Origin of the sequence: Streptomyces sp. NPDC048639 (genome assembly GCF_043199075.1) — a bacterium.
GTDB lineage: Bacteria > Actinomycetota > Actinomycetes > Streptomycetales > Streptomycetaceae > Streptomyces.
In genome coordinates this window covers 309,081-334,130 of the sequence record NZ_JBICVP010000005.1, presented here as the reverse complement: position 1 = coordinate 334,130, position 25,050 = coordinate 309,081, and the positions used below count along the sequence as shown (strand labels likewise).

The 25,050-nt window shown below is 72.0% G+C and carries 21 protein-coding genes; 9 read left to right on the top strand and 12 right to left on the bottom strand.

What is annotated here, in order from left to right; all coding sequences use genetic code 11:
• Positions 1–35: 35 nt before the first annotated feature.
• The 4 genes from ACGFNH_RS16320 to ACGFNH_RS16305 form a co-directional block, all read right to left on the bottom strand.
• A complete protein-coding gene (locus tag ACGFNH_RS16320) occupies positions 36–1,148 on the bottom strand; it encodes an LLM class flavin-dependent oxidoreductase (RefSeq protein ID WP_393654111.1) in 1,113 nt (370 codons plus the stop codon).
• A 78-nt stretch (positions 1,149–1,226) separates the two neighbouring features.
• Positions 1,227–2,669, bottom strand: a complete 1,443-nt coding sequence (locus tag ACGFNH_RS16315) for an amidase (protein WP_393654109.1) — start codon at positions 2,667–2,669, stop codon at positions 1,227–1,229.
• Between the two features lie 280 nt (positions 2,670–2,949).
• Positions 2,950–4,053 (bottom strand): acyl-CoA dehydrogenase family protein, encoded by a 1,104-nt coding sequence (locus ACGFNH_RS16310; RefSeq protein ID WP_393654107.1) that lies wholly within the window; start codon positions 4,051–4,053, stop codon positions 2,950–2,952.
• Entirely contained in the window at positions 4,050–5,219 is a 1,170-nt protein-coding gene (locus ACGFNH_RS16305) for an acyl-CoA dehydrogenase family protein (RefSeq protein ID WP_393654105.1), read from the bottom strand. Before ACGFNH_RS16305 ends, ACGFNH_RS16310 begins: the two co-directional genes overlap by 4 nt.
• Positions 5,220–5,336: 117 nt before the next feature.
• On the opposite strand from ACGFNH_RS16305, the gene ACGFNH_RS16300 reads away from it, so the two are divergent.
• The 4 genes from ACGFNH_RS16300 (at position 5,337) to ACGFNH_RS16285 (ending at position 8,753) form a co-directional block, all read left to right on the top strand.
• Complete coding sequence (locus ACGFNH_RS16300; protein WP_393654103.1) at positions 5,337–6,125, top strand: SDR family oxidoreductase; 789 nt, start codon at positions 5,337–5,339, stop codon at positions 6,123–6,125.
• Between the two features lie 13 nt (positions 6,126–6,138).
• Complete coding sequence (locus ACGFNH_RS16295; RefSeq protein WP_393654101.1) at positions 6,139–6,765, top strand: TetR/AcrR family transcriptional regulator; 627 nt, start codon at positions 6,139–6,141, stop codon at positions 6,763–6,765.
• A 29-nt stretch (positions 6,766–6,794) separates the two neighbouring features.
• Positions 6,795–7,952 (top strand): acetyl-CoA C-acetyltransferase, encoded by a 1,158-nt coding sequence (locus ACGFNH_RS16290; protein WP_393654099.1) that lies wholly within the window; start codon positions 6,795–6,797, stop codon positions 7,950–7,952.
• A gap of 126 nt (positions 7,953–8,078) precedes the next feature.
• Positions 8,079–8,753: a formylglycine-generating enzyme family protein gene (locus ACGFNH_RS16285; protein ID WP_393654098.1), complete on the top strand. Its 675-nt coding sequence runs from the start codon at positions 8,079–8,081 to the stop codon at positions 8,751–8,753.
• A gap of 148 nt (positions 8,754–8,901) precedes the next feature.
• Here ACGFNH_RS16285 and ACGFNH_RS16280 read toward each other — a convergent pair whose 3' ends face one another.
• From ACGFNH_RS16280 to ACGFNH_RS16265, 4 genes are read right to left on the bottom strand one after another with little or no spacing between them, the layout of a single operon-like run.
• Complete coding sequence (locus ACGFNH_RS16280; RefSeq protein ID WP_393654096.1) at positions 8,902–9,972, bottom strand: NAD(P)H-dependent flavin oxidoreductase; 1,071 nt, start codon at positions 9,970–9,972, stop codon at positions 8,902–8,904.
• A complete protein-coding gene (locus ACGFNH_RS16275; RefSeq protein WP_393654094.1) occupies positions 9,969–10,739 on the bottom strand; it encodes a CoA-transferase subunit beta in 771 nt (256 codons plus the stop codon). Before ACGFNH_RS16275 ends, ACGFNH_RS16280 begins: the two co-directional genes overlap by 4 nt.
• Positions 10,736–11,587 carry a CoA transferase subunit A gene (locus tag ACGFNH_RS16270; RefSeq protein WP_393654483.1) on the bottom strand — a complete coding sequence of 284 codons (852 nt, stop codon included), beginning with the start codon at positions 11,585–11,587 and terminating at the stop codon, positions 10,736–10,738. The genes ACGFNH_RS16275 and ACGFNH_RS16270 overlap by 4 nt, the downstream gene beginning before the upstream one ends.
• 11 nt (positions 11,588–11,598) lie before the next feature.
• The gene (locus tag ACGFNH_RS16265) at positions 11,599–12,375 is read right to left on the bottom strand and encodes an enoyl-CoA hydratase family protein (RefSeq protein ID WP_393654092.1); all 777 of its coding nucleotides are present in this window, start codon (positions 12,373–12,375) and stop codon (positions 11,599–11,601) included.
• Between the two features lie 78 nt (positions 12,376–12,453).
• Here ACGFNH_RS16265 and ACGFNH_RS16260 point away from each other — a divergent pair, with 78 nt between their 5' ends.
• A complete protein-coding gene (locus ACGFNH_RS16260) occupies positions 12,454–13,236 on the top strand; it encodes an SDR family oxidoreductase (RefSeq protein ID WP_393654090.1) in 783 nt (260 codons plus the stop codon).
• Position 13,237: 1 nt separating this feature from the next.
• A complete protein-coding gene (locus ACGFNH_RS16255) occupies positions 13,238–14,149 on the top strand; it encodes an SDR family oxidoreductase (RefSeq protein ID WP_393654088.1) in 912 nt (303 codons plus the stop codon).
• Positions 14,150–14,314: 165 nt separating this feature from the next.
• On the opposite strand, the gene ACGFNH_RS16250 is transcribed toward ACGFNH_RS16255, so the two are convergent.
• The 4 genes from ACGFNH_RS16250 to ACGFNH_RS16235 form a co-directional block, all read right to left on the bottom strand.
• Positions 14,315–15,529: an ABC transporter substrate-binding protein gene (locus ACGFNH_RS16250; protein ID WP_393654086.1), complete on the bottom strand. Its 1,215-nt coding sequence runs from the start codon at positions 15,527–15,529 to the stop codon at positions 14,315–14,317.
• Between the two features lie 361 nt (positions 15,530–15,890).
• Positions 15,891–17,318, bottom strand: a complete 1,428-nt coding sequence (locus tag ACGFNH_RS16245; protein ID WP_393654084.1) for a family 2B encapsulin nanocompartment shell protein — start codon at positions 17,316–17,318, stop codon at positions 15,891–15,893.
• Between the two features lie 371 nt (positions 17,319–17,689).
• Positions 17,690–19,099: a family 2B encapsulin nanocompartment shell protein gene (locus ACGFNH_RS16240; RefSeq protein ID WP_393654082.1), complete on the bottom strand. Its 1,410-nt coding sequence runs from the start codon at positions 19,097–19,099 to the stop codon at positions 17,690–17,692.
• A 391-nt stretch (positions 19,100–19,490) separates the two neighbouring features.
• Positions 19,491–20,873, bottom strand: a complete 1,383-nt coding sequence (locus tag ACGFNH_RS16235; protein WP_393654080.1) for a helix-turn-helix domain-containing protein — start codon at positions 20,871–20,873, stop codon at positions 19,491–19,493.
• A 178-nt stretch (positions 20,874–21,051) separates the two neighbouring features.
• Here ACGFNH_RS16235 and ACGFNH_RS16230 point away from each other — a divergent pair, with 178 nt between their 5' ends.
• From ACGFNH_RS16230 to ACGFNH_RS16220, 3 genes are all read left to right on the top strand, one after another.
• Positions 21,052–22,380 (top strand): alpha/beta fold hydrolase, encoded by a 1,329-nt coding sequence (locus tag ACGFNH_RS16230; RefSeq protein ID WP_393654078.1) that lies wholly within the window; start codon positions 21,052–21,054, stop codon positions 22,378–22,380.
• Positions 22,381–22,541: 161 nt separating this feature from the next.
• The gene (locus ACGFNH_RS16225; RefSeq protein ID WP_393654076.1) at positions 22,542–23,870 is read left to right on the top strand and encodes a M64 family metallopeptidase; all 1,329 of its coding nucleotides are present in this window, start codon (positions 22,542–22,544) and stop codon (positions 23,868–23,870) included.
• Positions 23,871–24,048: 178 nt separating this feature from the next.
• Positions 24,049–25,032 carry an NADPH:quinone oxidoreductase family protein gene (locus tag ACGFNH_RS16220; protein ID WP_393654074.1) on the top strand — a complete coding sequence of 328 codons (984 nt, stop codon included), beginning with the start codon at positions 24,049–24,051 and terminating at the stop codon, positions 25,030–25,032.
• The last annotated feature ends 18 nt before the right edge of the window (positions 25,033–25,050 follow it).

The following is a 25,050-nucleotide window of genomic DNA, read 5'->3' as shown; positions in this document are numbered from 1 at the left end:
TCGGGACAGGCGTGGGCTGGGCAAACAGGGCGATTCTAGGCGCCCTTCCCCTTGGTGCCCGCCCCGCCCTGCGGCCTGCCGCCCGGGGCCCCGGAGCTCTGCCCGCCGGCGCCCTGCCCGCCCGGGCCCTGCGGCCCGGCGCTCAGCACTCCGGTCAGCCGCGCCAGCCGGTGGTACGACTCGAGCTGCAGCTCCCGGTCGTAGGTGCTGGTGGTCACCAGGATCTCGTCGGCCGCCGTCCGCTCGACGAGCCTCTCCAGCGCCTCCCGTACCTGCGGCTCGGTGCCGTGGATGTGCCCCTGCTGGGCCTCCTCGAACAGGGCGCGCTCCCGGTCGGTCATCTCCGTCCGGGCGATCTCCTCGACCGGCCTGAGCGGCGGGAACTCGCCGTGCGTACGGGACCAGGCGCTCGCCCACGCCTCGGGCAGCAGGATGCGGCGGGCCTCCTCGGTGCTCCCGGCCACCGCGACCGTGCCCGCCACGACGACGTAGGGCTCCTGACCCCACTCCGTGGGCCGGAACTGCTCGCGGTAGCGCTCGATCGCACCCAGCATCCGCTCCTCGTCGCCCGCGGCCGCGATGACGAGCGGCAGTCCGAACGCCGCCGCATGCTCCGCGCCCGCACCCGTGGCCAGCACGAACGCGGGGATCCTCAGCCCTTCGGCGGGACGGGCGTGCACCCGCGGCCCGCCGTCCGGCCCGGGCGTGAAGTAGCCGAGCAGTTCGCCCAGCTGCTCGGCGAAGTCCTCGGCCGCGTCCTTGTCGCGGCCCAGCGCGCGCCGGATCCCGTCGGTGAACCCGACGGAGCGCCCAAGACCCATGTCGATACGGCCCGGGAAGAGGGCCTCCAGGACCCCGAACTGCTCGGCGACGACCAGCGGCTGGTGATTGGGCAGCATCACCCCGCCCGTACCGACGCGGATGCGCGACGTCTCCGCGGCGATGGCGGCCGCGAGCACGGTCGGCGCGGAACCGGCGACCCCGGGGACGCCGTGGTGCTCCGACACCCAGAACCGGTGGAAGCCCAGGCCCTCGGCCTGCTGAGCGAACCGCACCGTGTGGCGCAGTGTCTCCGGGGGGTCCTCGCCCTGCCGGGTGCGGGAGCGGTCCAGTACCGAGAAGCGGGTCGTCGACCATGGGGAGCTCACCTCTGGCACAACGCCCTGCGGCCGGGAAGATTCCCGCCGCAGCCGGTGCCTGCCGGTCGTGCTCCGGTGCTCCGGTGCTCAGGCCACGGCCGGGTCCCGGTCCGCGTCCCCTTCCTCCAGGCCCTGGACGTCCGGCCACCGCTCGTACCACCGCCGGTCCGCCTCGAGCTGCGCCGCCAGCGAGATCAGCAGCGGCTCGCTGTTCGCCGGGCCCAGGAGCTGCGCGCCCAGGGGCAGCCCGCCGTCGGCGAAGCCGGCGGGCACGTTGATGCCCGGCCAGCCCAGGACGTTCCAGGGCCAGGCGTACGGGCACGCGGCGATCCTCGCCTGGTCCGTACGCCAGCCGGACAACGAGATCAGCGCGCCGATCCGCGGTGGCGGGGTGGCCGTGGTCGGGGTGAGGACGACGTCGAAGCGGCGGAAGATCCCGCCGACGCGCGCGTGCAGGCGCGGTTCGACGGAACGGGCGAGCCGCAGCGGGCCGCCGCCGAGGATCCGTCCGAGCCGGGCGGCGCCGCGCGTCCGGGGGTCCAGCAGCGACTGGTCGGGCACGCGGTCGCACCAGTCGCGGACACCCGCCGTCGCGCGCGGCACGAACGTCAGTCCCACCGGACCGTACTTCGGGTCCTCCTCCACCACCTCGTGGCCGAGTGCCTCCAGCCGCTCGGCCAGGCCGACGACCGCGGCCCGCACGGCCGGATCCAGTGGCTTCGGGGTGCCCGTGAACGGCGGGCGCAACGACAGGGCGATGCGCAGCCGGCCCGGCTCGCGCGATGCCGCGGGGAGCAGGGTCAGGGGCTCGGGGGTGTGCAGGTCACCGGGGTGGCTGCCGCTCGCCGCGTCGAGGAGGAGCGCGGCGTCGGCGACCGTACGGGCCAGCGGTCCGATCCCCGTGATCCCGTTGAACGCCTCCTCCTCCGGCCAGGTGGAGATCCGGCCCCGCTGCGGCTTGATACCGATCAGATGCGACCAGGCCGCGGGGATCCGGACCGAGCCCGCGCCGTCGGAGCCGAGTGCCGCGGGGACGAGCCCGGCGGCCACGGCTGCCCCGGCCCCGCCTGACGAGCCGCCGGGCGTGTGGCCGGTGTTCCAGGGGTTACGGGTGTCGCCGAACGCCGGTCCTTCGGTGAACGGCCACTGGCCCAGTTCCGGGGTGTTGGTCTTCCCGACGATGACGGCCCCGGCCTCCCGCAGGCGCCGTACGGCCTCGCAGTCGACCGTCTTCACCGGGAACTCGCCGGGGCACCCGAACGCGGTCGGTTCGCCCGCGAGGTCCATGTCGTCCTTGACGGCGACCGGCACGCCCAGGAGCGGCGCCCGCTCGCCTGCCGCCAACTTCCGGTCCGCTGCCTCGGCTTCGGCCAGCGCGGCCTCGGGCCGGATCCGGCGGAAGGCGTTGAGGACGGGCTGTGTGGCCTCGATCGCCGCGAGGGACCGCTCGACCAGCGCGCGCGAGGACACCTCGCCCTCGGCGAGCGCCCGGGCTTGTTCCGCCAGGCCTTGCGACAGTGCAGGGGACACGACGGCACCTCGTCTTCGACGCCACTGATTCGATACGAACAGTAGCGCTGTGGGGGGCGTTTGCACGGCAGGCCCGGCGGCGCTGACGTGTACGGACGGGGTTTCGCCGGTGCGGCCGCGGTGCGGGGCGTCCGAGTCCGCTCAGGATTGCCGGGCCCGGCGGGGGCGTTCGCCGCCGTGCGCGGTCGGCGTCCCGCTCCGCTTCGCGGCGTCAGCGGCGATCGTACGGTTGCGCGCGTGGCCGTGGCCGCACCGCTCACCCGCCTCCCCGCCCCCCGCCTCACCCCGACAGGACGCGGGCCCGGCACTGCGCGGGGGTGCCCCAGGCGGAGCGCAGGGCGCGGGCTTTGAGGATCCACAGCGACAGGTCGTTCTCCGCGGTGTAGCCGATCGCGCCGTGGAGCTGGAGCGCGGTGCGGGCCGCGGCGTACGCGGCATCGCCCGCCGCCGCCTTCGCCGCCGCCACCGCCGCCCCCGTGCTTCCCGCACTGGCGCCGCCCCCGCCGGCCAGCGCCACGGCCGCTCCGTACAGCAGCGGGCGGGCGAACTCCAACCCCAGCAGTGCGTCCGCGAGCTGATGCTTGACCGCCTGGAAGGACCCGATGGGAACGCCGAATTGGGTGCGCTGCTTCACATACGCGACCGTGCGCTCCACCAGGGCGAGGCCCGTGCCCACGGCCTGCGCCGCCGTCGCGAAGGCCGCCCACTCCGCGGCCCGCCCGGCCGCATCCCGCACCGCGGCCCCCGGGACCGGCAACTCGTCTCCGGCGTGCGGTACGGCCAGGCGCCGGGCCGGATCGAGGGACGGTTGCCCGTCCGGATGCCCATCGGGTCGCCCATCGCGCCGCCCGTCGATCCGCATGCCACCGGGGGCGCCGGAGAGCCGCACGGTGTCCAACGCGTCGCCGCCGACGGTGAGGACGGCGTCGGCGCGGTCCGCGTCGAGCGCGTACGGCCCGCCGCCGAAGGCGACTCCGTCCGCCGCGCGCGGCCGGCCGATGCACAGCGTCGCCACCGTCCGCCCCGACGCGATGCCCGGCAGCCAGTCCTTCGCCGGTCCCGCCGCACGGGCGTCCGCGTCCGCGAGGCTCCCGAGGAGCACCCCGGCCGCCACGGTCTCGACCACCGGGCCCGGAACCGCGTGGCGCCCCAACTGCACGAAGGCAACGGCCAGTTCGACCGGCAGCAGCCCCGCCCCGCCGTACGCCTCCGGAACCGCGAGCGCGAAGACCCCCGCTTCGGCCAGGCGTTCCCACAGGGCGCGTCCCGCCCTCTGATCCCCCGCCGCCCAGGCCCGTACCGTCCCGGCGGTGCCGGCCGCGCTCAGCATCCGGTCCAGCATGCGGTCGAAGTCCCGCTGCGCCTCGTCGAGAAGGAACCTCACCGTCGCCCCTTCGGGAGGCCGAGCAGTCGCTCGGCGATGATGTCGCGCTGGATCTCGTTCGTCCCCGCGTAGACGGGACCGGCGAGCGAGAAGACGTAGCCGTCGGCCCAACTCCCGTACGCGGGTGCGTCGTCGGCGTCGGAGGACAGCTCCCCGTACGGGCCGAGCAGGTCGAGCGCGGTCTCGTGCAGGGCGATGTCCAGCTCGGACCAGAAGACCTTGTTGAGGCTCGACTCCGCCCCGATCGCGCCGCCGTCGGCCAGGCGTGAGGCGCCCGCGTACGCGAACAGGCGGTAGGCGCGCGCCCCGATGACCGCGTCCGCGACGCGGTCGCGCAGCGCGGTGTCCGCCGGGTCGGCCCGCTCCCGCCACAGGGCGACGAGCCGTTCGGCGGCCGCGGTGAACCGGCCGGGGCTGCGCAGCGTCAGCCCGCGCTCGTTCCCCGCGGTGCTCATCGCGACCCGCCAGCCCTGCCCCGGCTCGCCGATGACATCCGCGTCCGGTACGAAGACCCCGTCCAGGAAGAGTTCGGCGAACGCGGGCTTCCCGTCCAGGCGGCCGATGGGGCGTACGGTCACGCCGGGCGCGTCCAGCGGGAACATCAGATACGTCAGCCCGTGGTGCGGCCGGTCCGCGCCGGGGTCGCTGCGGAACAGCCCGAACGCCCGGTCCGCGAACGCCGCCCGCGACGACCAGGTCTTCTGTCCGCTCACCAGCCATCCGCCGTCCGTACGCTCCGCCCGGGAGCGGAGCGAGGCGAGGTCGGACCCCGCCTCCGGCTCGGACCAGGCCTGCGCCCAGATCACCTCGCCGCTCGCCATGGGCGGCAGGACGCGGGCGCGCTGCTCCTCCGTGCCGTGCTCGACGAGGGTGGGGGCCAGCAGGCTGATGCCGTTCTGGGAGACCCGGCCCGGCGCCCCGGCCGCGTAGTACTCCTCCTCGAAGACCAGCCACTCGACGAGCGAGGCGCCCCGGCCGCCGTACCGCTCGGGCCAGGAGACGGCGGACCAGCGGTCGGCGAACAGCGTGTGCTCCCAGGCCCGGTGGGCGTCGAAGCCTTCGCGGGTCTCCAGGGAGGGCAGTGGCTCGGCGGGCACGTGTGCGGCCAGCCAGGCGCGTATGTCCGTACGGAACGCGTGCTCCGTCGGCGAGAAGTCGAGATCCACCGGGCGTCCGCCTCCTCGGGGTCGGGCTCCGGGCGGTGCCCGGGCCCGTGCCGCAGGACCGGACCGCCCTCTCGCCTCCGCTTCCCTAACAAGTGTTTGGTAGGTTAGCGTGGTCATGTGACCGACAACAAGGCGCAGTACGTCCCCGGGCACGCCCTCCTCACCGGTCGCACGGCCGTGATCACCGCGGCTGCCGGCGCCGGGATCGGCGGCGCGACGGCCCGCCGTTTCCTGGAGGAAGGGGCCCGCGTCGTCATCGGCGACGCCCACGCGCGCCGCGTCAAGGAGTCGGCCGCGGCGCTCGCCGAGGAGTTCGGCGCGGACCGTGTGGCCGGACTGCCCTGCGACGTCACCGACGAGCCTCAGGTGGGTGCCCTCTTCGACCTCGCGGAGGAACGCCACGGCCGGCTCGACATCGTCGTCAACAACGCGGGTCTCGGCGGCACCGCCGACCTCGCCGAGATGACCGACGACCAGTGGTACCGGGTCATCGACGTCACGCTCCACGGCACGTTCCGCTGCACCCGCGCCGCCCTGCGCCGGATGCGAGACGCCGGAGCTGGCGGCGTCGTCGTCAACAACGCCTCCGTCGTGGGCTGGCGCGCCCAGCGCGGGCAGGCCCACTACGCCGCCGCCAAGGCCGGCGTGATGGCCCTGACCCGCTGCGCCGCCGTCGAAGCGGCCGACCATGGTGTACGCGTCAACGCCGTCTCCCCGAGCCTCGCCATGCACCCGCATCTGGTGAAGGTGACCACCGAGGAGCTGCTCACCGAGCTGACCGGGCGCGAGGCGTTCGGCCGCTGGGCCGAGCCCTGGGAGGTCGCCAACGTCATCGTCTTCCTCGCCAGCGACTACGCGTCGTACATGACGGGGGAGACCGTGTCCGTCAGCAGCCAGCATGCGTAACGACAATGGCCGTGTGACGCACGAGCCGAAGCACAGCAGGAAGACCGCCGAGGGCGGCGCGCCGCCCGAGCGGCGCAGGGAACTCCTGGCCACCGCCGCCGAGGTGTTCGCGGCCCAGGGCTACAACGCGACCACGGTCCGCAGGATCGCCGACGAGGCGGGCATGCTGGCCGGAAGCCTCTACTACCACTTCGACTCCAAGGAGTCGATCCTCGACGAGATCCTCTCCACCTTCCTGGACGAACTGTGGGCCGGGTACGACGCCGTGCTCGCCGCGGAGCTGCCACCCCGGGAAACCATTGAGGCCCTCGTCACGGAGTCCTTCCGGGAGATCGACCGCCACCGCGCCGCGGTCGCCATCTACCAGAAGGAGTCCCGGCACCTGTCCGGCCGGCCCCGCTTCCGCTATCTCGCGGAATCCCAGCGGAAGTTCGAGCGGGCGTGGCTGGGCACCCTGGAGCGCGGAGTCGCCGCCCGGGCGTTCCGCGCCGATCTCGACGTCCGGCTCACCTACCGCTTCGTGCGCGACACCGTGTGGGTCGCGGCCTCGTGGTACCGGCCGGACGGGCAGCACAGCCCCGAGGAGATCGCCCGCCAGTACCTGTCGATGGTGCTGGACGGCATCGCCGTACGGGAATGACCCCAGCGACCGGCGGAGGAGCAGCAATCATGGCCGAGGCATACATCGTCGAAGCGGTACGGACTCCGGTCGGCCGCCGGAAGGGCGGGCTCTCCGCCGTCCACCCGGCCGACCTGGGCGCGCACGTGCTCACCTCCCTCATGGAGCGCTCGGGCGCCGACCCCGCGGCCGTCGAGGACGTCGTCTTCGGCTGCCTGGACACCGTCGGCCCGCAGGCGGGGGACATCGCCCGCACCTGCTGGCTGGCCGCCGGGCTGCCGGAGGAGGTGCCGGGCGTGACGGTCGACCGGCAGTGCGGATCCTCGCAGCAGGCCGTGCACTTCGCCGCCCAGGGCGTGTTGTCGGGCACCCAGGACCTGGTCGTCGCGGGCGGCGTGCAGAACATGTCGCAGGTGCCGATCGCCTTCGCCTCCCGCCAGGCCGCGGAGCCGCTGGGCCTGACCGAGGGCCCTTTCGCGGGCTCCGAGGGCTGGCGTGCCCGCTACGGCGACCGCCCGGTCAACCAGTTCTACGGTGCCGAGCAGATCGCCGAGAAGTGGGGCATCTCGCGCCGGGACATGGAGGAGTACGCGCTCCGCTCCCACCAGCGTGCCCTCCGGGCCATCGACGAGGGCCGGTTCGACCGTGAACTCAGCCCCTGCGCGGGCGTGACGGCGGACGAAGGCCCGCGCCGGGACACCTCGCTGGAGAAGATGGCCGCGCTCAAGCCCGTGATCGACGGCGGAAGGCTGTCCGCCGCGGTCTCCTCCCAGGTCTCCGACGGCGCCGCGGCGCTGCTCATCGCGAGCGAACAGGCCGTGCGGGAACACGGGTTGACGCCCCGTGCCCGCTTCCACCATCTCTCCGTACGCGGCGAGGACCCGATCCGGATGCTCACCGCGCCGATTCCGGCCACGGCCTTCGCGCTGAAGAAGTCGGGGCTGACGATCGGCGACATCGATCTGGTGGAGATCAACGAGGCCTTCGCGCCGGTGGTGCTGGCCTGGCTGAAGGAGACGGGAGCCGACCCGGACCGGGTCAACGTCAACGGCGGCGCCATCGCGCTGGGCCACCCGCTGGGCGCGAGCGGCGCCAAGCTGATGACGACCCTGCTGCACGAACTGGAGCGCATGGGCGGCCGCTTCGGCCTGCAGACGATGTGCGAGGGCGGCGGCCAGGCGAATGTGACGATCATCGAGCGGCTCTGAGCCACCGCGCCGGGAACCGCCGGGCGCCGGCGCGCGGGAGGACGGCCGGGGCGGATCGACGGCCGTATCGGCTCCGTCGGGCGCCGGCGCCGGGATCCGCCCCGGGCCCCGTACGATGGCCTGCTCATGGACAAGTCGAGCAGTCTTGAGATGGCTGCCCTCCCGGCGGGGCAGGTGCAGTTGTCCGACCGCAGGACGCAGCGGAGCTGGACGGTGGAGGTCGCGCCGTTCCGGATCGCGGTGTCCCCGGTCACGCAGGAGCAGTACGCCCAGGTCACCGGTCTGAGCCCGAGCACTGCCCGTGGTGACCGGCTGCCCGTCGAGGGCGTCTCGTGGTGGGATGCGGTCCGGTTCTGCAACGCCGCTTCCCTGCACGAGGAGTTGACGCCCGCGTACCGCCTCCACGGCGATGACGAGCGGGTGGAGTGGGACACCTCGGCCGACGGGTACCGGCTGCCGACCGAGGCCGAGTGGGAGTACGCCTGCCGCGCCGGAACCACCGGTCCGCGGTACGGGGAACTCGATGCCATCGCCTGGTACCGCGGCAATGCGGGCGGGCGCCTCCACGAGGTGGGCGGCAAACAGCCCAACGCATGGGGCCTGTACGACATGCTCGGCAATGTGTGGGACTGGTGCTGGGACGTCTACGACGCCGAGGTGTACGGCACCTACCGGGTGCTCCGCGGGGGCGGGTGGTTCGACGAGCACTGGAGCTGCCGCGCCTCGGCACGGCGTCGCAGCCACCCGACGTTCCGCATCGACGACGTGGGGTTCCGTGTGGCCCGCACCATGCGCTCCTGACTCGGGCTCGGCGAGCTCCTGACGCGCGCGCCACACCCTTCGGACTCGCGTGCGCCTGATCCTCGCCGCCTGACCCATGCGCGCCTGACCCGCGCGTCACGCGGTTCTGCCCGCGCCCGAAGCGGTTCTCACGCCCCTCCCCGTCGTGTCACGCGGTGCGGAGGCCGGACAGCGTGTCCAGCCTCGCGTACGCCTCCGCCATCACCCGGTCCACCAGATCCGCGCAGGACGGCAGGTCGTCGATCAGCCCGGCGACCTGGCCCGCGGCCATCACCCCCAGGTCCGTGCGCCCGTCGACCATCGAAGCCCTCAGCAGCATCGGGGTGTTGGCCGCCAGCAGCACCTGACTCCAGGTCAGGTCCTTGCCGTGGCGCAGGGCCAGGCCGTCGCGGACCATCCGCCTCCAGCTCAGGCCGGAGACCTTGCGGAAGGCCGCAGCGTGCCGCACGGCCCGCAGTAGCGCGCGGGAACGGCCCGACCGCTCCAGGGAGTCGACGAGGTCGCTGCGCAGCATCCGGTGGGGGAGGCCGTCCACCTTCCTGGTGACCGTGACGTCCCGCACCGCGGCCGCGAGATAGGCGGCCTTCACCGCGTCCGGCACGGTGCTGTCCGAGGTCAGCAGGAAGCGGGTGCCCATGGCCACGCCCGCCGCCCCGTAGGCGAGGGCGGCCGCCAGTCCGCGTCCGTCGAAGAAGCCGCCCGCCGCGATGACGGGGATGCCCACCGCGTCCACCACCTGCGGCAGCAGGACGGTGGTCGCCACCTCGCCGGTGTGGCCGCCGCCTTCGCCGCCCTGGACCAGTACGGCGTCGGCGCCCCAGGCCGCGACCTTCTCGGCGTGACGCCGGGCGCCCACGGACGGGATCACCACCACCCCCGCGTCCTTGAGGCGGGCGATCAGCTCGCGGGAGGGCGCGAGGGCGAACGAGGCGACCCGTACGCCCTCCTCGACGATGATGCGGACGCGTTCCGCGGCGTCGCCCGCATCCGCGCGCAGATTGACGCCGAACGGTGCATCCGTGCGCGACTTCACCTCCCGTACCGCAGCCGCGAGTTGAGGGAGCGTCATGGTGGCGGAGGCGAGGATGCCGAGGGCTCCGGCGTTGGCGGTCGCGGACACCAGCCGGGGGCCGGCCACCCATCCCATGCCGGTCTGCACCAGGGGGTGGCGGACTCCGACGAGGTCCGTGAGCGGCGTGCGGAGGACGGGTTCGCTCATGCGCGGACCTCGCCGTCCCGTACGCCGCCGGGGTCGATCACCTCGCGGATCAGGCGAAGTTCGTCCGCGGTGGGCTCCCGAGTGGTGGGTACGCCGCCCTCCGGCGCCTCCAGCGGGAAGCCCGTCGCCTCCTGTACCTGACCCACCGTCACCCCGGGATGGACCGAGCGGATCCGCAGGGTCCCGTCCGGTGCGGCGAAGTCCAGTACCGCGAGATCCGTGACGACACGGCGGAGGTCGTGGAAGCGCGTCGCGGACGGGCCGCCTGCCGCCGCACGGTCGTTGCCGACCCCGCACACCAGGTCGACGCGGTCGACGAAGACCCGGCGGGAGTGTCGCGGCACCCAGTAACTCGTCGGATTGTTCAGTGTGTTGACCGGAGCCCCGCGCACGCCCAGCAACTGGCGGTCGGGCCGCGCCCAGTCGCCGATGCAGGAGATGTTCTGGTTGCCGTAGCGGTCGATCTGGCTCGCCCCCATCATCACGTGCCGCCTCCCGCCGCTGACCATCGCCAGGTGCTTGCGGTACGGAAGCCAGCCCTCGGTGACCACCGAGGCACCGCCCAGCGGCGGGACGTCGCCCATGAGCATCGCCTCGCCGTCCGTCAGCAGCAGCCCGGGTGCGAAGGTGAGCTTCGCCAGCCGCGCGCCGATCGCCGGCACGGGGCCCATGGGGCTGGCCAGGATCTCCCCGTCGCCGCGCCAGGCCTCGGCGCAGGCGATCACGCAGTACTCGGCCCGGGTGGCGGTACTCGTCGTCCCGCTCATCGCTGCTCCTCGTGCCAGGCGCTCACCGAGGACCGGTAGGCGCTCTCGGTGGGGTGGGACAGGAAGCGGCCGGTGAACTCCTCCCAGGCGCGGGGATCGGCGGCGGCCGTCGCATAGGCGCGCTGGAAGGGCTCGTCGCGGTCGTAGTCCGGAGCGCAGGAGGTGAAGTGCGCGCCGTTCGGGGCCTCGATCACCCCGCTGACCGTATGGCGTGAGACGAGCAGCGTCTGCGGAGCACCCGCCTTCCCCAACTCGGCGCTGTCGACGATCCGTTCGCATGAGAGATATGCGGCCTGTGCCGCCTCGCAGAAGAGGTCGTCGAAGTAGGGGTCGGGGCCCAGGTACTGGCCGTTGCCGTGCACATCGGCGCGGTTGAGATGGACGAGGGCGGCGTCCAGCGGCAGGGCGGGTACGGCGATCAGTTCCTCGCCGTCCTCGTACGGCGATGTCACCGTCCGCAGCCCGGGGTTGATCCGCATCACATCCGAGCCGAGGCCCGCGCGCAGCGGCAGGAACGGCAGCCGGTGCGCCGCTGCCGTCAGCCCCCACATGACCATCGCCTCGTCCAGCTCCACCAGTTCGAAGGCGCCGCGCTGCCGGGCGGCACGGTAGTGGGGTTCGAGCGGGATGGAGTCGAGCGTGGTGAAGGCGGTCACCAGCTTGCGGATCCTCCCCGCGGCGGCCAGCAGACCGACGTCGGGCCCGCCGTACGTCACCACGGTCAGGTCGGTGACGGAGGAGCGGAGCAACGCCCGTACCAGCGCCATCGGTTTGCGGCGCGAGCCCCAGCCGCCGATGCCGACGGTCATGCCGCTCTCCAGGCGGCCCACCGCCTCGTCGGCCGTCATCGTCTTGTCCCTCACGATGCCTCCCCCTTGCCGCCGACGCTGCTGCCGGCGTCCCTGCCGAAGGTGTTCCGCACGCGGGCGCCGACGCCGCCGAGCCCTGCCTCGAAGGTGAAGCCCTGCTCGTAGCGGTAGCTGCGGCGTACGTCGACCGGGTCGATGCCGTTGAGGGCCGCCTTCGCCAGCCGCAGCAGGGTGCCGTCCTTGGCCGCGATCTCGCGGGCCAACGCCAGGGCAGTGTCGTGAAGTTGATCCCTCTTCACGACCTGCCAGACCGAACCGTGCCGGTGCAGCTCCCCGGCGGTGGCCGTGCGGGAGGTGAAGTAGAGCGTGCGCATCAGGTGCTGCGGGACGAGCCGGGCGAGGTGGGTGGCCGCGCCGAGCGCGCCGCGGTCCAGCTCCGGAAGGCCGAACGTCGCGTCCTCGCTTGCCACGATCGCGTCCGCGTTCCCCACCAGGCCGATGCCGCCGCCGAGGCAGTGGCCGTGCACGGCGGCGATCACCGGCACCTCGCAGTCGTAGACGGCGGAAAAGGCCGCGGCGCAGCCGTGGTTGGCACCGATCAGCGCCGTGTGGCCGGTGTCGTGCTGGATCTCCTTGATGTCGACACCCGCGTTGAAGCCGCGGCCCGCGGCGGTCAGCACCACGCAGCGCACCCCCGGATCGCGTCCGGCGGCGGTAACGGTGTCGGCCAGGTCGTACCAGCCCTGTACGGGAAGGGCGTTGACGGGTGGGAAGTCGACCGTGACGACGGCGATGCCCTTCTCGGGGCTTGCGGTGGAGACACCCATGAGCGGATCAGCTACCTTTCCACCAAACATTTGTTAGGTGGACGGTAGCAGCGGTCCGCGGACCACGGGAGGTGCACGGTGGGCATCACGCTGGATCTGAGCGGGCGCGTCGCGGTCGTCACCGGCGGGACGCGGGGCGTGGGAGCGGGGATCGCGCGCGCGTTCCTGCGTGCCGGTGCCGATGTCGTCGTCTGTGCGCGCAAGCCCCCCGGAACGCCGGTCGAAGTAGCGGGCAGGCGTGCGGAGTTCGCGCCCGTGGACCTCCGGGACGGCGACGCCGTACGGGACTTCTTCGGCCGCGTCGCCGCCGACCACGGCCGCCTCGACGCCCTGGTCAACAACGCGGGCGGAACGCCGTACCGGCTGCTCGGCGAGGCGGACGCGACCCGGCACGCCCGGGTCATCGACCTCAATCTGACCACCGCGCTCACCGCCTCCCTGGCCGCGCACGATGTGATGGAGCGCCTGCGAACTCCCGGCTCCATCACCATGATCGGCAGCGTCAGCGGCTCCCGCCCCTCACCCGGGACGGCTGCCTACGGCGCGGCCAAGGCCGGGCTCGAACACCTCGCCCGCTCGATGGCCGTCGAATGGGCCCCGCGCGTACGGGTCAACACCCTGGTGCTCGGCATGGTGCACACCGAGTCCGCGCATCTGCACTACGGGGACGAGGACGGCATCGCGGCGGTCGAGCGCACCGTCCCGCTGGGCCGTCTCGCCGAGCCCGAGGAGGTCGGCGACGCCGCCGTCTTCCTCGCCTCCGACCGCGCCGCGTACATCACCGGCGCGAGCCTGCACCTCCACGGAGGCGGGGAACGCCCCGCCTTCCTCGATGCCGCAACGGCGAACAAGGAGCAGTGACATGGCCGGAATCTGCACGGGGCGCGTGGTGGCCGTCACGGGTGCGGGACGCGGGCTCGGGCGCGCCCATGCTCTCGCCTTCGCCGCCGAGGGAGCCCGCGTCGTCGTCAACGACCTGGGCGTGGGGCTCGACGGCTCGGGCACCTCGGGCGGGCCCGCACAGGCTGTCGTCGACGAGATCACCGCACGCGGCGGCCAGGCGGTCGCGCACACCCGGGACATCGCCACGACTTCAGGCGCCGCCTCGCTCGTCGCCAACGCGCTCGACACCTTCGGCCGCCTCGACACCCTGGTGAACAACGCCGGCTTCCTGCGCGACCGGATGCTGGTGAACCTCGACGAGGACGACTGGGACGCGGTCATGCGCGTCCATCTGAAAGGCCACTTCCTGCCGCTGAAACACGCGGCCGCGCACTGGCGGGCGGAGGCGAAGGCGGGCCGTACGCCACAGGCCCGGGTGATCAACACCAGCTCCGGGGCCGGCCTGCTCGGCAGCGTCGGCCAAGGCAACTACGCGGCCGCGAAAGCCGGGATCGTCGGGCTCACACTCGTCGCGGCGGCGGAAATGGGCCGCTACGGGATCCAGGTCAACGCCATCGCACCCGCGGCCCGTACCCGTATGACCGAGCAGACCTTCGCCGCCACCATGGCGGCGCCCGCCGGAGGTGGTTTCGACACGATGGCCCCGGAGAACGTCGCCCCGCTCGCCGTCTGGCTGGGGTCAGCGGCCTCGGAGGGGGTGACGGGGCGCGTCTTCGAGGCGGAGGCGGGGCGTATCACGCTGATGGAGGGCTGGCGGCCGGGGCCGACCGCCGACAAGGCCGCCCGCTGGTCCCCGGCGGAGGCGGGGGAGGCGGTGGCCGGACTGCTGGCGCGGGCGGACCCGCCGTTGCCCGTCTACGGCGCGCACTGACGGCTGCCCACCGACCGCTTGACCGCCTGAGCGCCTGACGGCAGAGGGCCGCCGTCGGGCGGGTGACGGTGTACCGGCGCGTGCTGCGGAAGCACCCCGAGCCGTGGATACGCCGGCGTCGGGCCCGCCGCGGTGAAGGCGTCAGGTCAGCCGCGGGTGCCCGCGTCAGTCGTTGCGGGAGACCGCCTTGCGCCAGCCCTTGGCGACGGCTTCCTTGGCTCTGGAGGACTGCTCCTCCGAGGGGAACCTCGGTGTGCCGTCGACGCTGGGGAGCCAGGCGGCGGCGATCTCGTGCAGCGACCCCTCCCGCTTCATGGAGTCCAGCAGGACCGGCCGGGCGTAGCCTTCCAGCCGCAGATTCTGGCCTTCCTCACTGAAGACGTACTCCTGCCAGAGGCGGGCGGCCGCGGGGTGCGGGGCGTCCTTGTTGATCGCCTGCGAGTAGTACTCCGCGTAGATTCCGTCGGACGGGACGGTCACCTGCCAGTCCATGCCCTTTTCCCGGAAGCTGTCGGCATAGCTGGTGTTGAGGTAGTCCCAGTCGATGGAGATGGGTGTTTCGCCCGATTCGATGGTGGAGGGCGTCGACTGCACCGGGTTGAAGTTCTCCGACTTCGTCAGGTCCTTGAAGAAATCGAGACCCGGTCCGATGTTGTCGAGGGAGCCTTTGTTCGCGAGGGCGGCGGCGTACACCCCGGCGAAGGCGGAGCCCGCTTTGGTGGGTTCGCCGTTGAGCGAGACCTTTCCGAGATATTCGGGCTTCCGGAGATCGTCGAAGGTCTGCGGGCACTCCTCGATCTCCGCGGCGTCGCAGCCGATGGAGACATATCCGCCGTAATTGTTGTACCAGCGGGCGAGCGGGTCCTTCTGGTTGTCGGGGATCTTCTTGTACGTCTTGACCTTGTACGGGGAGAGCAGTCCCTGCTCGGCGGCGGACTGGGCGAAGGAGCGGCCCATGTCGAGCACATCGGGGGCTTCGGGCTGGCCCTTGTAGCGCTTGACGGCGTCGATCTCGTCCTGGCTGCTGGCGTCGGGCTGGGCGACCTTGACCTCGATTCCGTATTTATTGGAGAAGCCGTCGATCAAGGCGCCGTAGTTGGCCCAGTCGCGGGGGAGGGCGATCGCGTTCAGCGTGCCCTCCTTCTGAGCTGTGGCGACGAGTGCGTCCATGCCGCCCGCATCGTCCACGGACGACGCCACGCGCAGGTTCTCGCTGTTGACCGTGGGAGTGGACTCTCCGCAGGCAGTCAGCAGGAGGACCGAGACGGCGAGACAGCAGGGGAGGGCGCCGACGCGGGCGTGCTGGTCAATCACAGAAGCTCCCGGTTGCGATGGCCTTGGACGACTGGGTGTGGACCCGGCTGTCGGTGTGGTGATCATTGACAATCAGCGGTTGTCGCCGGGAGATCGGCGAGCAGTCCGGCGTGAACCGGCAGACCGCACCTCCCCCGGTGGGCTCCGCGCCGCAATGGTCCAGACCGGTGGAAGCCGGACGGCGCAATTCGACGTGGCCAACCACACCGTATTATGGGTTGGGATTGCCGCGTCATGCGCACGTGCTGACGAACTTCTCGCAGATGGCAGCGACTGACAAGGATCTCCCAGTTTTTTCCGGGTCGGTGCCGTAAGTCTTCCGATCATCGCGGATCTGTGCTTCATGGTCGCGGCCGCGAACACCGCGGCGGGCGGGGTGGCCCCTCACGGAGCCGCCCGCCCGCCTCAACTCCCGCCAGTCGTACGGCTATTCGTCGTGGTGTCCGATCTCCACATCTTCGAGAATGCCGAGAGCGTCGGGGACGAGTACGGCCGCCGAGAAGTAGGCGCTCACCAGATAGGAAATGATCGCCTTCTCGTTGATCCCCATGAAACGGACATTGAGGCCCGGCTGAATTTCGTCCGGAATGCCCGTCTGGTGCAGTGCGACGACTCCTTGATCGGCTTCTCCCGTCCGCATGGCCAGGATCGAGCTGGTGCGCTGCTGGGTGACGGGGATCTTGTTGCAGGGCAGCAGCGGGATGCCTCGCCAGGCGCGTACATGCTGCCCCTGGAACTCCACGCCCTGCGGGTAGAGGCCCCGGCGATTGCACTCCCGGCCGAACGCCGCGATCGTGCTCGGGTGCGCGAGCAGGAACTGCGTCTTGCGCCGCCGCGAGATCAGTTCGTCGAGGTCGTCGGGGGTGGGCGGTCCGGTGCGGGTGTGAAGGCGCTGTTTGAGGTCGGCGTTGTGGAGGAGTCCGAACGAGCGGTTGTTGATCATCTCGTGCTCCTGGCGTTCGCGCAGGGCCTCGACGGTCAGCCGGAGTTGCTCCTCGACCTGGTTCATGGGGTTGTTGTAGAGGTCGGCCACGCGGCTGTGGACGCGGAGGACGGTCTGGGCGACGCTCAGCTCGTACTCGCGGGGGGACAGCTCGTAGTCCACGAAGGTGCCCGGAAGGTCCGGTTCGCCCGAGTGTCCCGAGGCGAGTTCGATCGCCGCCTCGCCGTGCTTGTTCTGCGGGAGGCGGGGAGCGGCGCGGTACTCCTCGAGATGGGTCCGCAGCGCCGCCGACCGGCCCGTCACCTCCTCCAGCGCCTCGCGCGGCAGGGCGAGCACGGTGCACGTCGTGACCGCCCGCACCGTGAACGGCCAGGTGCCGCGCTCGCCGCTCAGCAGGCCGTCGCCGATGTAGTCGCCATCCGCGAGCACCCCCAGCGCCGTACGGTCGCCGTACTTGCCGGTGCCGAGTTTGTCCGCCTTGCCGTGTGCCAGCAGTACGAGCTCCAGGACCGGGCTCCCCGCCTCCGTGATCGGCTGCCCCGCCGGGATCTCCCGCTGGACGAAACGGTCGGCGAGCGCCGCGAGCCCTCCGCTGTCCTCGAATCCTCGCAAGGCGGGCATCTCGCGCAACTCTGCCGGAATAACCCGGACTTCCGCACCGGTGGTCGTGAACTCGATCCGCCCGTCACCGAGCGTATGCGTGAGCCGCCGGTTCACCCGGTACGTGCCCGCGGTGACCTCGACCCACGGCAGGATGCGCAGCAGCCACCGGGACGAGATCCCCTGCATCTGCGGTACGGACTTGGTGGTCGTCGCAAGATTCCGTGCCGCGGCCGTGGCGAGGCTCTGCTGCGGCATGGTCGGCTGCTGCTGCCCGCCCTCGGCGGCGGTCGTGTCCACTGACGTGGTCATTGGAGAACTTCACCCATTTCTATGCGATCTCTGCGATACAAGCCGCTGTTGCGTGCGGCGGAGATGGCCGGCCCCGCAGGGCTGCCGGACTGCCGGTCCCTTGGTCCGTGGCACCGGTCGACCGGCTCCATGCGGCCGGGGTCGAAAGCAGGTGGGAAACAGACGGCGGGCGGAAGCGTGGAGGTGGAGGAAGGAGATGCGGAAGGACTGGAACCGAAGCGGGAACGGAGGCAGGCGTGGTCATCGGGTCGGCCCGCGGCCGACCCGGCCGGTGAGAGATACGGATGTGCCCGGTCGTGAAACGGGCAGGCATGACCCGCGAACCGAAAGCACCTGAACGAGACCGCCACGCCCCGACCGTGATACGGCCGTCAGTACCCGATTTCGACGTCCTCGAGAATTCCCAGAGCGTCCGGGACGAGAACCGCCGCGGAATAATAGGCGCTCACGAGATAGGAGACGACGGCCTTTTCGTTGAGGCCCATGAAGCGAACCGAAAGGCCGGGTCGGTATTCGTCCTCGATCCCCGTGCGATGAAGACCGACGACGCCCCGGTCGGCCTCGCCCGTCCGCATCACCATGATCGAGGTGGTGCGCTCCGCGGTGACGGGAATCTTGTTGCAGGGGAAGACCGGCACCCCGCGCCAGGCGGGGATCGAGTGCCCGTGGTGATCGACGGCGTCCGGGTGGACACCGCGGCGGCTGCACTCGCGGCCGAAGGCGGCGATCGCCTTCGGGTGGGCGAGGATGATGTGTGGTTCCTTCCAGACGGTGGACAGCAGTTCGTCGAGGTCGTCGGGGGTGGGCGGTCCGGTGCGGGTGCGGATGCGCTGTTTGAGGTCGGCGTTGTGGAGGAGTCCGAACGAGCGGTTGTTGATCATCTCGTGCTCCTGGCGTTCGCGCAGGGCCTCGACGGTCAGCCGGAGTTGCTCCTCGACCTGGTTCATGGGGTTGTTGTAGAGGTCGGCGACGCGGCTGTGGACGCGGAGGACGGTCTGGGCGACGCTCAGCTCGTACTCGCGGGGGGACAGCTCGTAGTCCACGAAGGTGCCGCCGATCGGCGGCTCTCCCGTGTGGCCCGAGGCCATGCCGATCTCGGCCTCACCATCGCTGTTACGCCGCTGCGACGGGACGGCGCCGACGCCCGCGACATGACTGCGCAGCGCCTCGGAAGCGGCCACAACCTCGTCGAACGCCGAACGTGGCAGGGCCAGTACGGTGCAGGCGGTCGACGCCTTGAGGGTGACGTCCCAGACCCCCGCATCGGCCGCCAGCGCCTGATCGCCGGCGTGGTCGCCGTCGGCCACCACACCCACGACCGCCGCCCCGTCGTACTTGCCCGGGGTCAGCTTCGTCGCTTTGCCGTGCGCGAGCAGATAGAGGTGGTCGGCGCGGCTGCCGGCCTCGGCGATCACCTCGCCCGCGGCGTACTCCCGCTGGACGAAACGGCTCGCCAGCGCCTCCAGCGCCGCGCTGTCCTCGAAGCCGCGCAGCAGCGGCAGTTCGGCCAGCTCCGCCGGGATGACCCGGACCTCGGCGCCGGTCGTGACGAACTCGATGCGGCCGTCCCCGACCGTATGGGTGAGGCGTCGGTTCACGCGATATGCGCCACCGGGTACGTCGACCCAGGGCAGCAGACGGAGCAGCCACCGGGAGGTGACGCCCTGCATCTGCGGGGCGGACTTGGTCGTTGTCGCCAGATTGCGCGCAGCGGCCGTTCCCAGGCTTTGCTGCGGCTGACCGTCCTCTGCGGCAGAAGTGGACTCCACCGGCAAGGTCATAAGGACGCCACCCATCTCTGTGCGGAGAAAATTCGGTGCGGAATTCACCGCCTCCGACAGGGAAAATATCAGCGCCCAAAGGATCTTTGGGATCGCTCAAATGGGTGGGGTTGGCAGGGGAGTTACCAGGAAATCATGGGGCGCGGCGATGGGATGCCCCGGAGCCCCCGCGGAATCCGCGGTTTCCCCGGGCCCGGAACGGCGGGGAACGGCCCTCGGTCAGTCGCGGCCCTCGGTCAGCCGCCGCGGCTTTGCGTCAGCCGCAACCGCCGCCACAGTCGCACTCGCAGGGGAAGCCGCCGCGGCCGGGCGGTACTCACCTCCGCGGTCCTGGCCGCACCCGCATCCGCACCTGCATCCGCACCCGCACGGCCCGGTGCCTGGGCCCCCGTCAGTACTCCGGCTGCGACGGCCCCGGCCCCAGCGTCGTCGTGCCCGGCGCCGCGCGATGCCCGAGCCCCGTCCGGTACGCGTCGAGCGCGGCCTCGATCCGGCCCTCCCGGCGCAGCAGATCGCCCAGCAGCCGGCAGATGTCGGCCAGGTCGCCCGCCGCGCCCGAGTGTTCGAGCAGCGACAGTGCCTGGCAGTAGTGCAGTTCGGCGTCCTCGCCGGCCCCGCTCTCCTCGGCGATCATCCCCAGCAGCCGGTGGGCGCCTGCCGCGTGTACCGCGCCCCGCTCCGGGCCGAGCGCCGCGCCGAGCGTGTCCAGCGTGCCGGAGAGCAGCTCGGCCGCCTCCTGGCGGCGGCCGAGCCGCCGCAGCACATCCGCCAGTTCCACCTCGACCTGGGCGGCGAAGAGCTGGGCCCGTCCCGAGGCCAGCATGTCCCGGGCGGTGCGCAGCTCCGTCTCGGCTCCCTCCAGGTCGCTGTCCTGGGCCCGTACGTACCCGCGCATCCAGTGGCAGTGCGCCAGTTCGGTACGGATGTGCAACTGCCGGTACAGCTCCTGCGCCTTGGCCAGCGATGCCTCGGCCTCCGCCGACCGCCCCTCGGCGATCATGGCCCGTGCGACACCCCGGTGCATCCGGGCCACCAGCGCCGGATCGCTGACGGACGGTGCGAGGGAGAGGGCCAGTTCGGCACTCTGCGCGGCGCGGGCGTAGGCGCCCATGTCCATGTACGGGGCGATGGCGGCGCTGTGCAGCAGCACCAGCGCGTCGGGGTCGTGCAGACCGCCGCGATTCAGCTCGTCGATCGCGGACTCCAGCAGGTAGCAGGAGTAGCGCAGCTCGCCCGCGAGGAGATGGGCCACGGCCCGCCCGCGGACCGCCGCGACCCGGCGTGTCAGCGGCTCATCGGCGAGCTGCTGCTCGGCCTTCTCGAAACTCTCCCGTGCCTCGGTGAGTTCACCGAGGTCCAGCGCACAGTCGCCGAGGGCGATCAGTGTGTCGGCCCGCTCTCCCTCGAATCCGTGCTCCTCGGCGGAGGCCAGCAGCTCGCGCAGCAGGTCCGCCGCCTCCGACGCGTCTCCCGCGGCGAGCAGCTGCCGGGCGTCGGTGAGGCGCACCCGCAGTTCGGTGGCGACGTGGGCGGGGCGGCCGGTCGACAGTTCGTCGACGCTGACCCCCAGCCGGCCGGCGAGATGGCGCAGCGCGGTCTCCGACGGCCGTACCCTGCCCGACTCCAGGGTCGAGATGTACGCGGCGGTGTACTCCGGTTCGGCCAACTGCCGCTGGGTCAGGCCGCGTTCGGCACGCAGTCGCTGGACGCGGCGTCCGATCCCGTCCGTCTCCGCCGTACGCTCCTGGCTTCTGGCGGTACTGCTGGTCGCCATCGGTTCGTGCCCCTTCGATAGCCCCTCCGGCTCGGACGCCGGCCGGCCGCGTCCGGCCATCGGCTCGTCCGCCCATCGGCTCGCTCGCGCCCGGAACCTTGCCTCCGCTCCCGGCGGGGTTGGCGGACCCACGGCTTGATCCCAGAGTTAAGGCTAGTTAAGTATTCCCTTAATGGCCATGGGTGGGACCGAACCGACAGGAGTGCTCTTGACCAGTTACCGACAGCCCGGCCTCGTCCTCACCGACCACCGCTTCGAGGTGCCGCTGGACCACACCGACCCCGGCGGGGAGACCATCGAGATCTTCGCCCGCGAAGCCGTCGCCCCCGGCAAGGAGAAGAAGGAACTGCCCTGGCTGGTCTACCTGGAGGGCGGCCCGGGATGCGGCGCCCGGCGTCCGGTGGGAGCCACCGACTGGGTCAGCCGCGCCGTGGAGGAGTACCGGGTCCTGCTCCTGGACCAGCGGGGGACGGGCCGCTCCACCCCGGCCGACCGCCAGACGCTCCCGCTGCGCGGCGGCCCGCAGGAGCAGGCCGACTATCTCGCGCACTTCCGCGCGGACGCGATCGTGCGGGACTGCGAGTGGATCAGGCCGCGGCTGACCGGCGGCGCCCCCTGGACCGTACTGGGCCAGAGCTTCGGCGGTTTCTGCGCGGTGCACTATCTCTCCACCGCCCCCGAGGCGTTGGAGACCGTGCTCATCACCGGCGGGCTCCCCGCGCTCGACGCCACGGCCGACGACGTCTACCGCGCGGCGTACCCGCGCGTCGAGCGGAAGACCCGCGCCCACTACGCCCGCTACCCGCAGGACGTGGAGACCGCCGGGAGCATCGCCGCCCATCTGCGCGAGCACCCGGTCGAACTCCCCGGTGGCACTCGCCTGACCGCAGAGGGCTTCCAGGCCCTGGGCCACCAACTCGGAGGTACGGGCGGCACCCACCGTCTGCACTACCTCCTGGAGCACGCCTTCGTGCCGACGTCGGCCGGCCCGCGCCTGTCCGACGCCTTCCTCGAAGGCGCCAGGTCGGCCCTCTCGTACGCCACCAATCCGCTGTACGCCCTGCTGCACGAGGCCTGCTACGCGCAGGACGGCTCGGCAACGCAGTGGGCGGCCCAGCGCGTACGGGCGGAGTTCCCGCAGTTCGACGCGGAGCGGGCGCTGGACAAGGGCGAACCGGTGCTGTTCACGGGCGAGATGATCTATCCCTGGATGCTGGACGCGGACCCGGCTCTGCGGCCACTGCGCGAGACGGGCGAGCTGCTGGCCGCCCGCAAGGGCTGGCCCCGGCTGTACGACGCCGACCGTCTCGCCGCGAACCGGGTCCCCGTCGCCGCGGCCGTCTACCACGACGACATGTACGTCGACAGCGGTCATTCCCTTCGGACCGCGCGCACCATCGGGGGCCTGCGCACCTGGGTGACCGACGAGTTCGAGCACGACGGGGTGCGCACCGGCGGCACCCGGGTCTTCGACCGGCTGCTCGCGCTCGCCCGCAACGAGGTCTGAGCCGCTTCGGCCACGCCTGACCCTTTTTCAGCAACGAGTCATGACCGGTGTATTGCCCTGCCCCTCCCCGCCCTCTACGTTGACTGGCTGATTAAGCGCGTTTACCCGCGCGCTTAATCGGCTTCGTCCACCCCCACCGGGATCCCACCGGGAGGAACGCAGTGCACATACCCAGAGCCGGCTTCGCGGCCGGCGTCGTCCTCGCAGGTCTCCTCGCCGCCACCGCACCTCTCGCGGCCGCCTCGGACTCCGGGGCGGCCGCGCCGTCCCCGCGGGGCCAGGAGACCCATCGCGTCGAGTACTTCACTTCGCCGAAGGGCCACCCGCGTCACACCGAAGTCCCCGCTGCCGCCCCCGAACGCCTGGACCGGAAGGCCGGGAGCGTGGAGGGCGACGGCGATGTCACACCGATCGTCGAGAACGGTCCCACCGCGGACAAGCTCGATGTCGTGGTGATCGGCGACGGCTACACCGAAGGCGAACTCGCGCAGTTCCACACCGACGCCAAGGAGAAGTGGCAGGAGATCACGGGCGTCGCGCCGTACACCACCTATCAGGACCTCTTCAACGTCTGGGCGGTCGACGCCGTCTCCCAGGAGTCCGGCGTCTCCGGCGACCCGACGAAGGACGTCGTCCGGAACACCGCTCTCAGCTCGTACTTCTGGTGCGACGACATCGAGCGCCTGCTGTGTGTCGACACCGGCAAGGTCGAGGGCTACGCGGCCAAGGCTCCCGAGGCGGACCTCGTCGTCGTGGTCTCCAACAGCACCAAGTACGGCGGCGCGGGCTACAACGACGTCGTCTCCCAGCTCGGCTACGACGGCATCGCCACGGTCTCCGGCGGCAACGACCAGTCCGGCCAGGTCGCGGTGCACGAGACCGGCCACTCCCTCGGCAAGCTCGCCGACGAGTACTTCTACGACGAGTACGGCGACTACACCGGGGCCGAGCCGGCCGACCTCAACACCAGCACGTACACCGCGGACGAGCTCGCCGACCAGCAGGCCAAGTGGTACCGCTGGCTGGGCGAGGCGACCCCCGACGGCGGCACGATCGGCGCCTTCGAGGGCGCCGGGTACTACCCGCGCGGCCTGTACCGGCCGAGTGAGAACTCGATCATGCGCACCCTGGGCCGGGAGTTCAACGTCGTCGGCCGCGAGGCGATGATCGCCGGCTTCTACCGGCACGCCGAGCCGCTGTCGAGCACCACCAGCACGAAGCGGGTGCTGACCCGGTCCGACAGCGTCACCGTACGGATACCGAGGCTGACCGGCGCCGAGCGGTCCGTCGCCCTGCGCTGGTACGTGGACGGCAAGGAGGTCAAGGGCGCGCGCGGCGACCGCACGGTGGACGTCGGCAAGCTCGTGCAGCAGCGCGACCACCGCACCCACCGGCTCACCGCCACCGCGCACGACCCCACCCGGGACGTGCGCGACCCGGCGCTGCGGCCGCTGCTGAAGGGCTCGCTCACCTGGATCGTGAGGCGCTGATCCGGATCCGACCGCATGTCCCGGACGCCGGGGTCGGCCGCAGGGCCGCCCCGGCGTCCGGCGTTCCCGGGGTGCGGAGGGCCGGTGAGAAACGCTCGGGGGGTGGTTCCCCTGGAGCCGAGCGACCGCTTAGTATGCGACGGACGCGGAACCTGTCCACGCTTGCGGAGGCCCACGGATGAAGGCATGGCGAGTCCACGAGAACGGCGAGCCGAGCGCGGTGATGCGCCTCGACGAGGTGCCGGACCCGGTCGCCGGGCCGGGACAGCTCCTCCTGCGCGTCCGCGCCGCCAACATCAACTTCCCGGACGCGCTGCTCTGCCGCGGCCACTACCAGGTCAGGCCGCCCCTGCCGTTCACCCCCGGCGTCGAGATCTGCGGCGAGGTCGTGGCCGTCGGCGAGGGGGCGGACGCGTCGGTCGGGGACCGCGTACTGGCCCAGCCTCCGCTGCCCGCCGGCGGTTTCGCCGAGTACGCGGTCGCCGACGCCGCCACCGTGGCCGCCGCGCCGCAGGCGCTCGACGACGCCGAGGCGGCCGCCCTGCACATCGGCTACCAGACCGGCTGGTTCGGGCTGCACCGCCGGGCGCGGCTCCAGGCGGGGGAGACACTGCTGGTGCACGCCGCCGCGGGCGGGGTCGGCAGCGCCGCCGTACAACTCGGCAAGGCGGCGGGCGCAAGAGTCATCGGCGTGGTCGGCGGCGCGGAGAAGGCGCGCGTCGCCCGCGAGCTGGGCTGCGATGTGGTCGTCGACCGGCGGACGGACGACATCGTGGCCGCCGTGAAGGACGCGACGGGCGGCCGGGGCGCGGACGTGGTCTACGACCCGGTGGGCGGCGACGCGTACGCCAAGTCCGTCAAGTGCATCGCGTTCGAGGGCCGGGTCCTGGTCGTCGGCTTCGCGAGCGGGACCATCCCGACCCCCGCCCTGAACCATGCCCTGGTGAAGAACTACGCGATCGTGGGCCTGCACTGGGGTCTCTACAACACCAAGGACCCCGCCGCGGTCCGCACCTGCCACGAGGAGCTCACCGAACTCGCCGAACAGGGTGCGGTCAAGCCGCTGGTCAGCGAGCGCGTGGGGCTCGACGCTGCGGCCGACGCCGTACAGCGCGTCGCCGACGGCACCACCACCGGACGCGTCGTCGTCGTCCCCGCCTGACCCGCACCCACCGGAAGG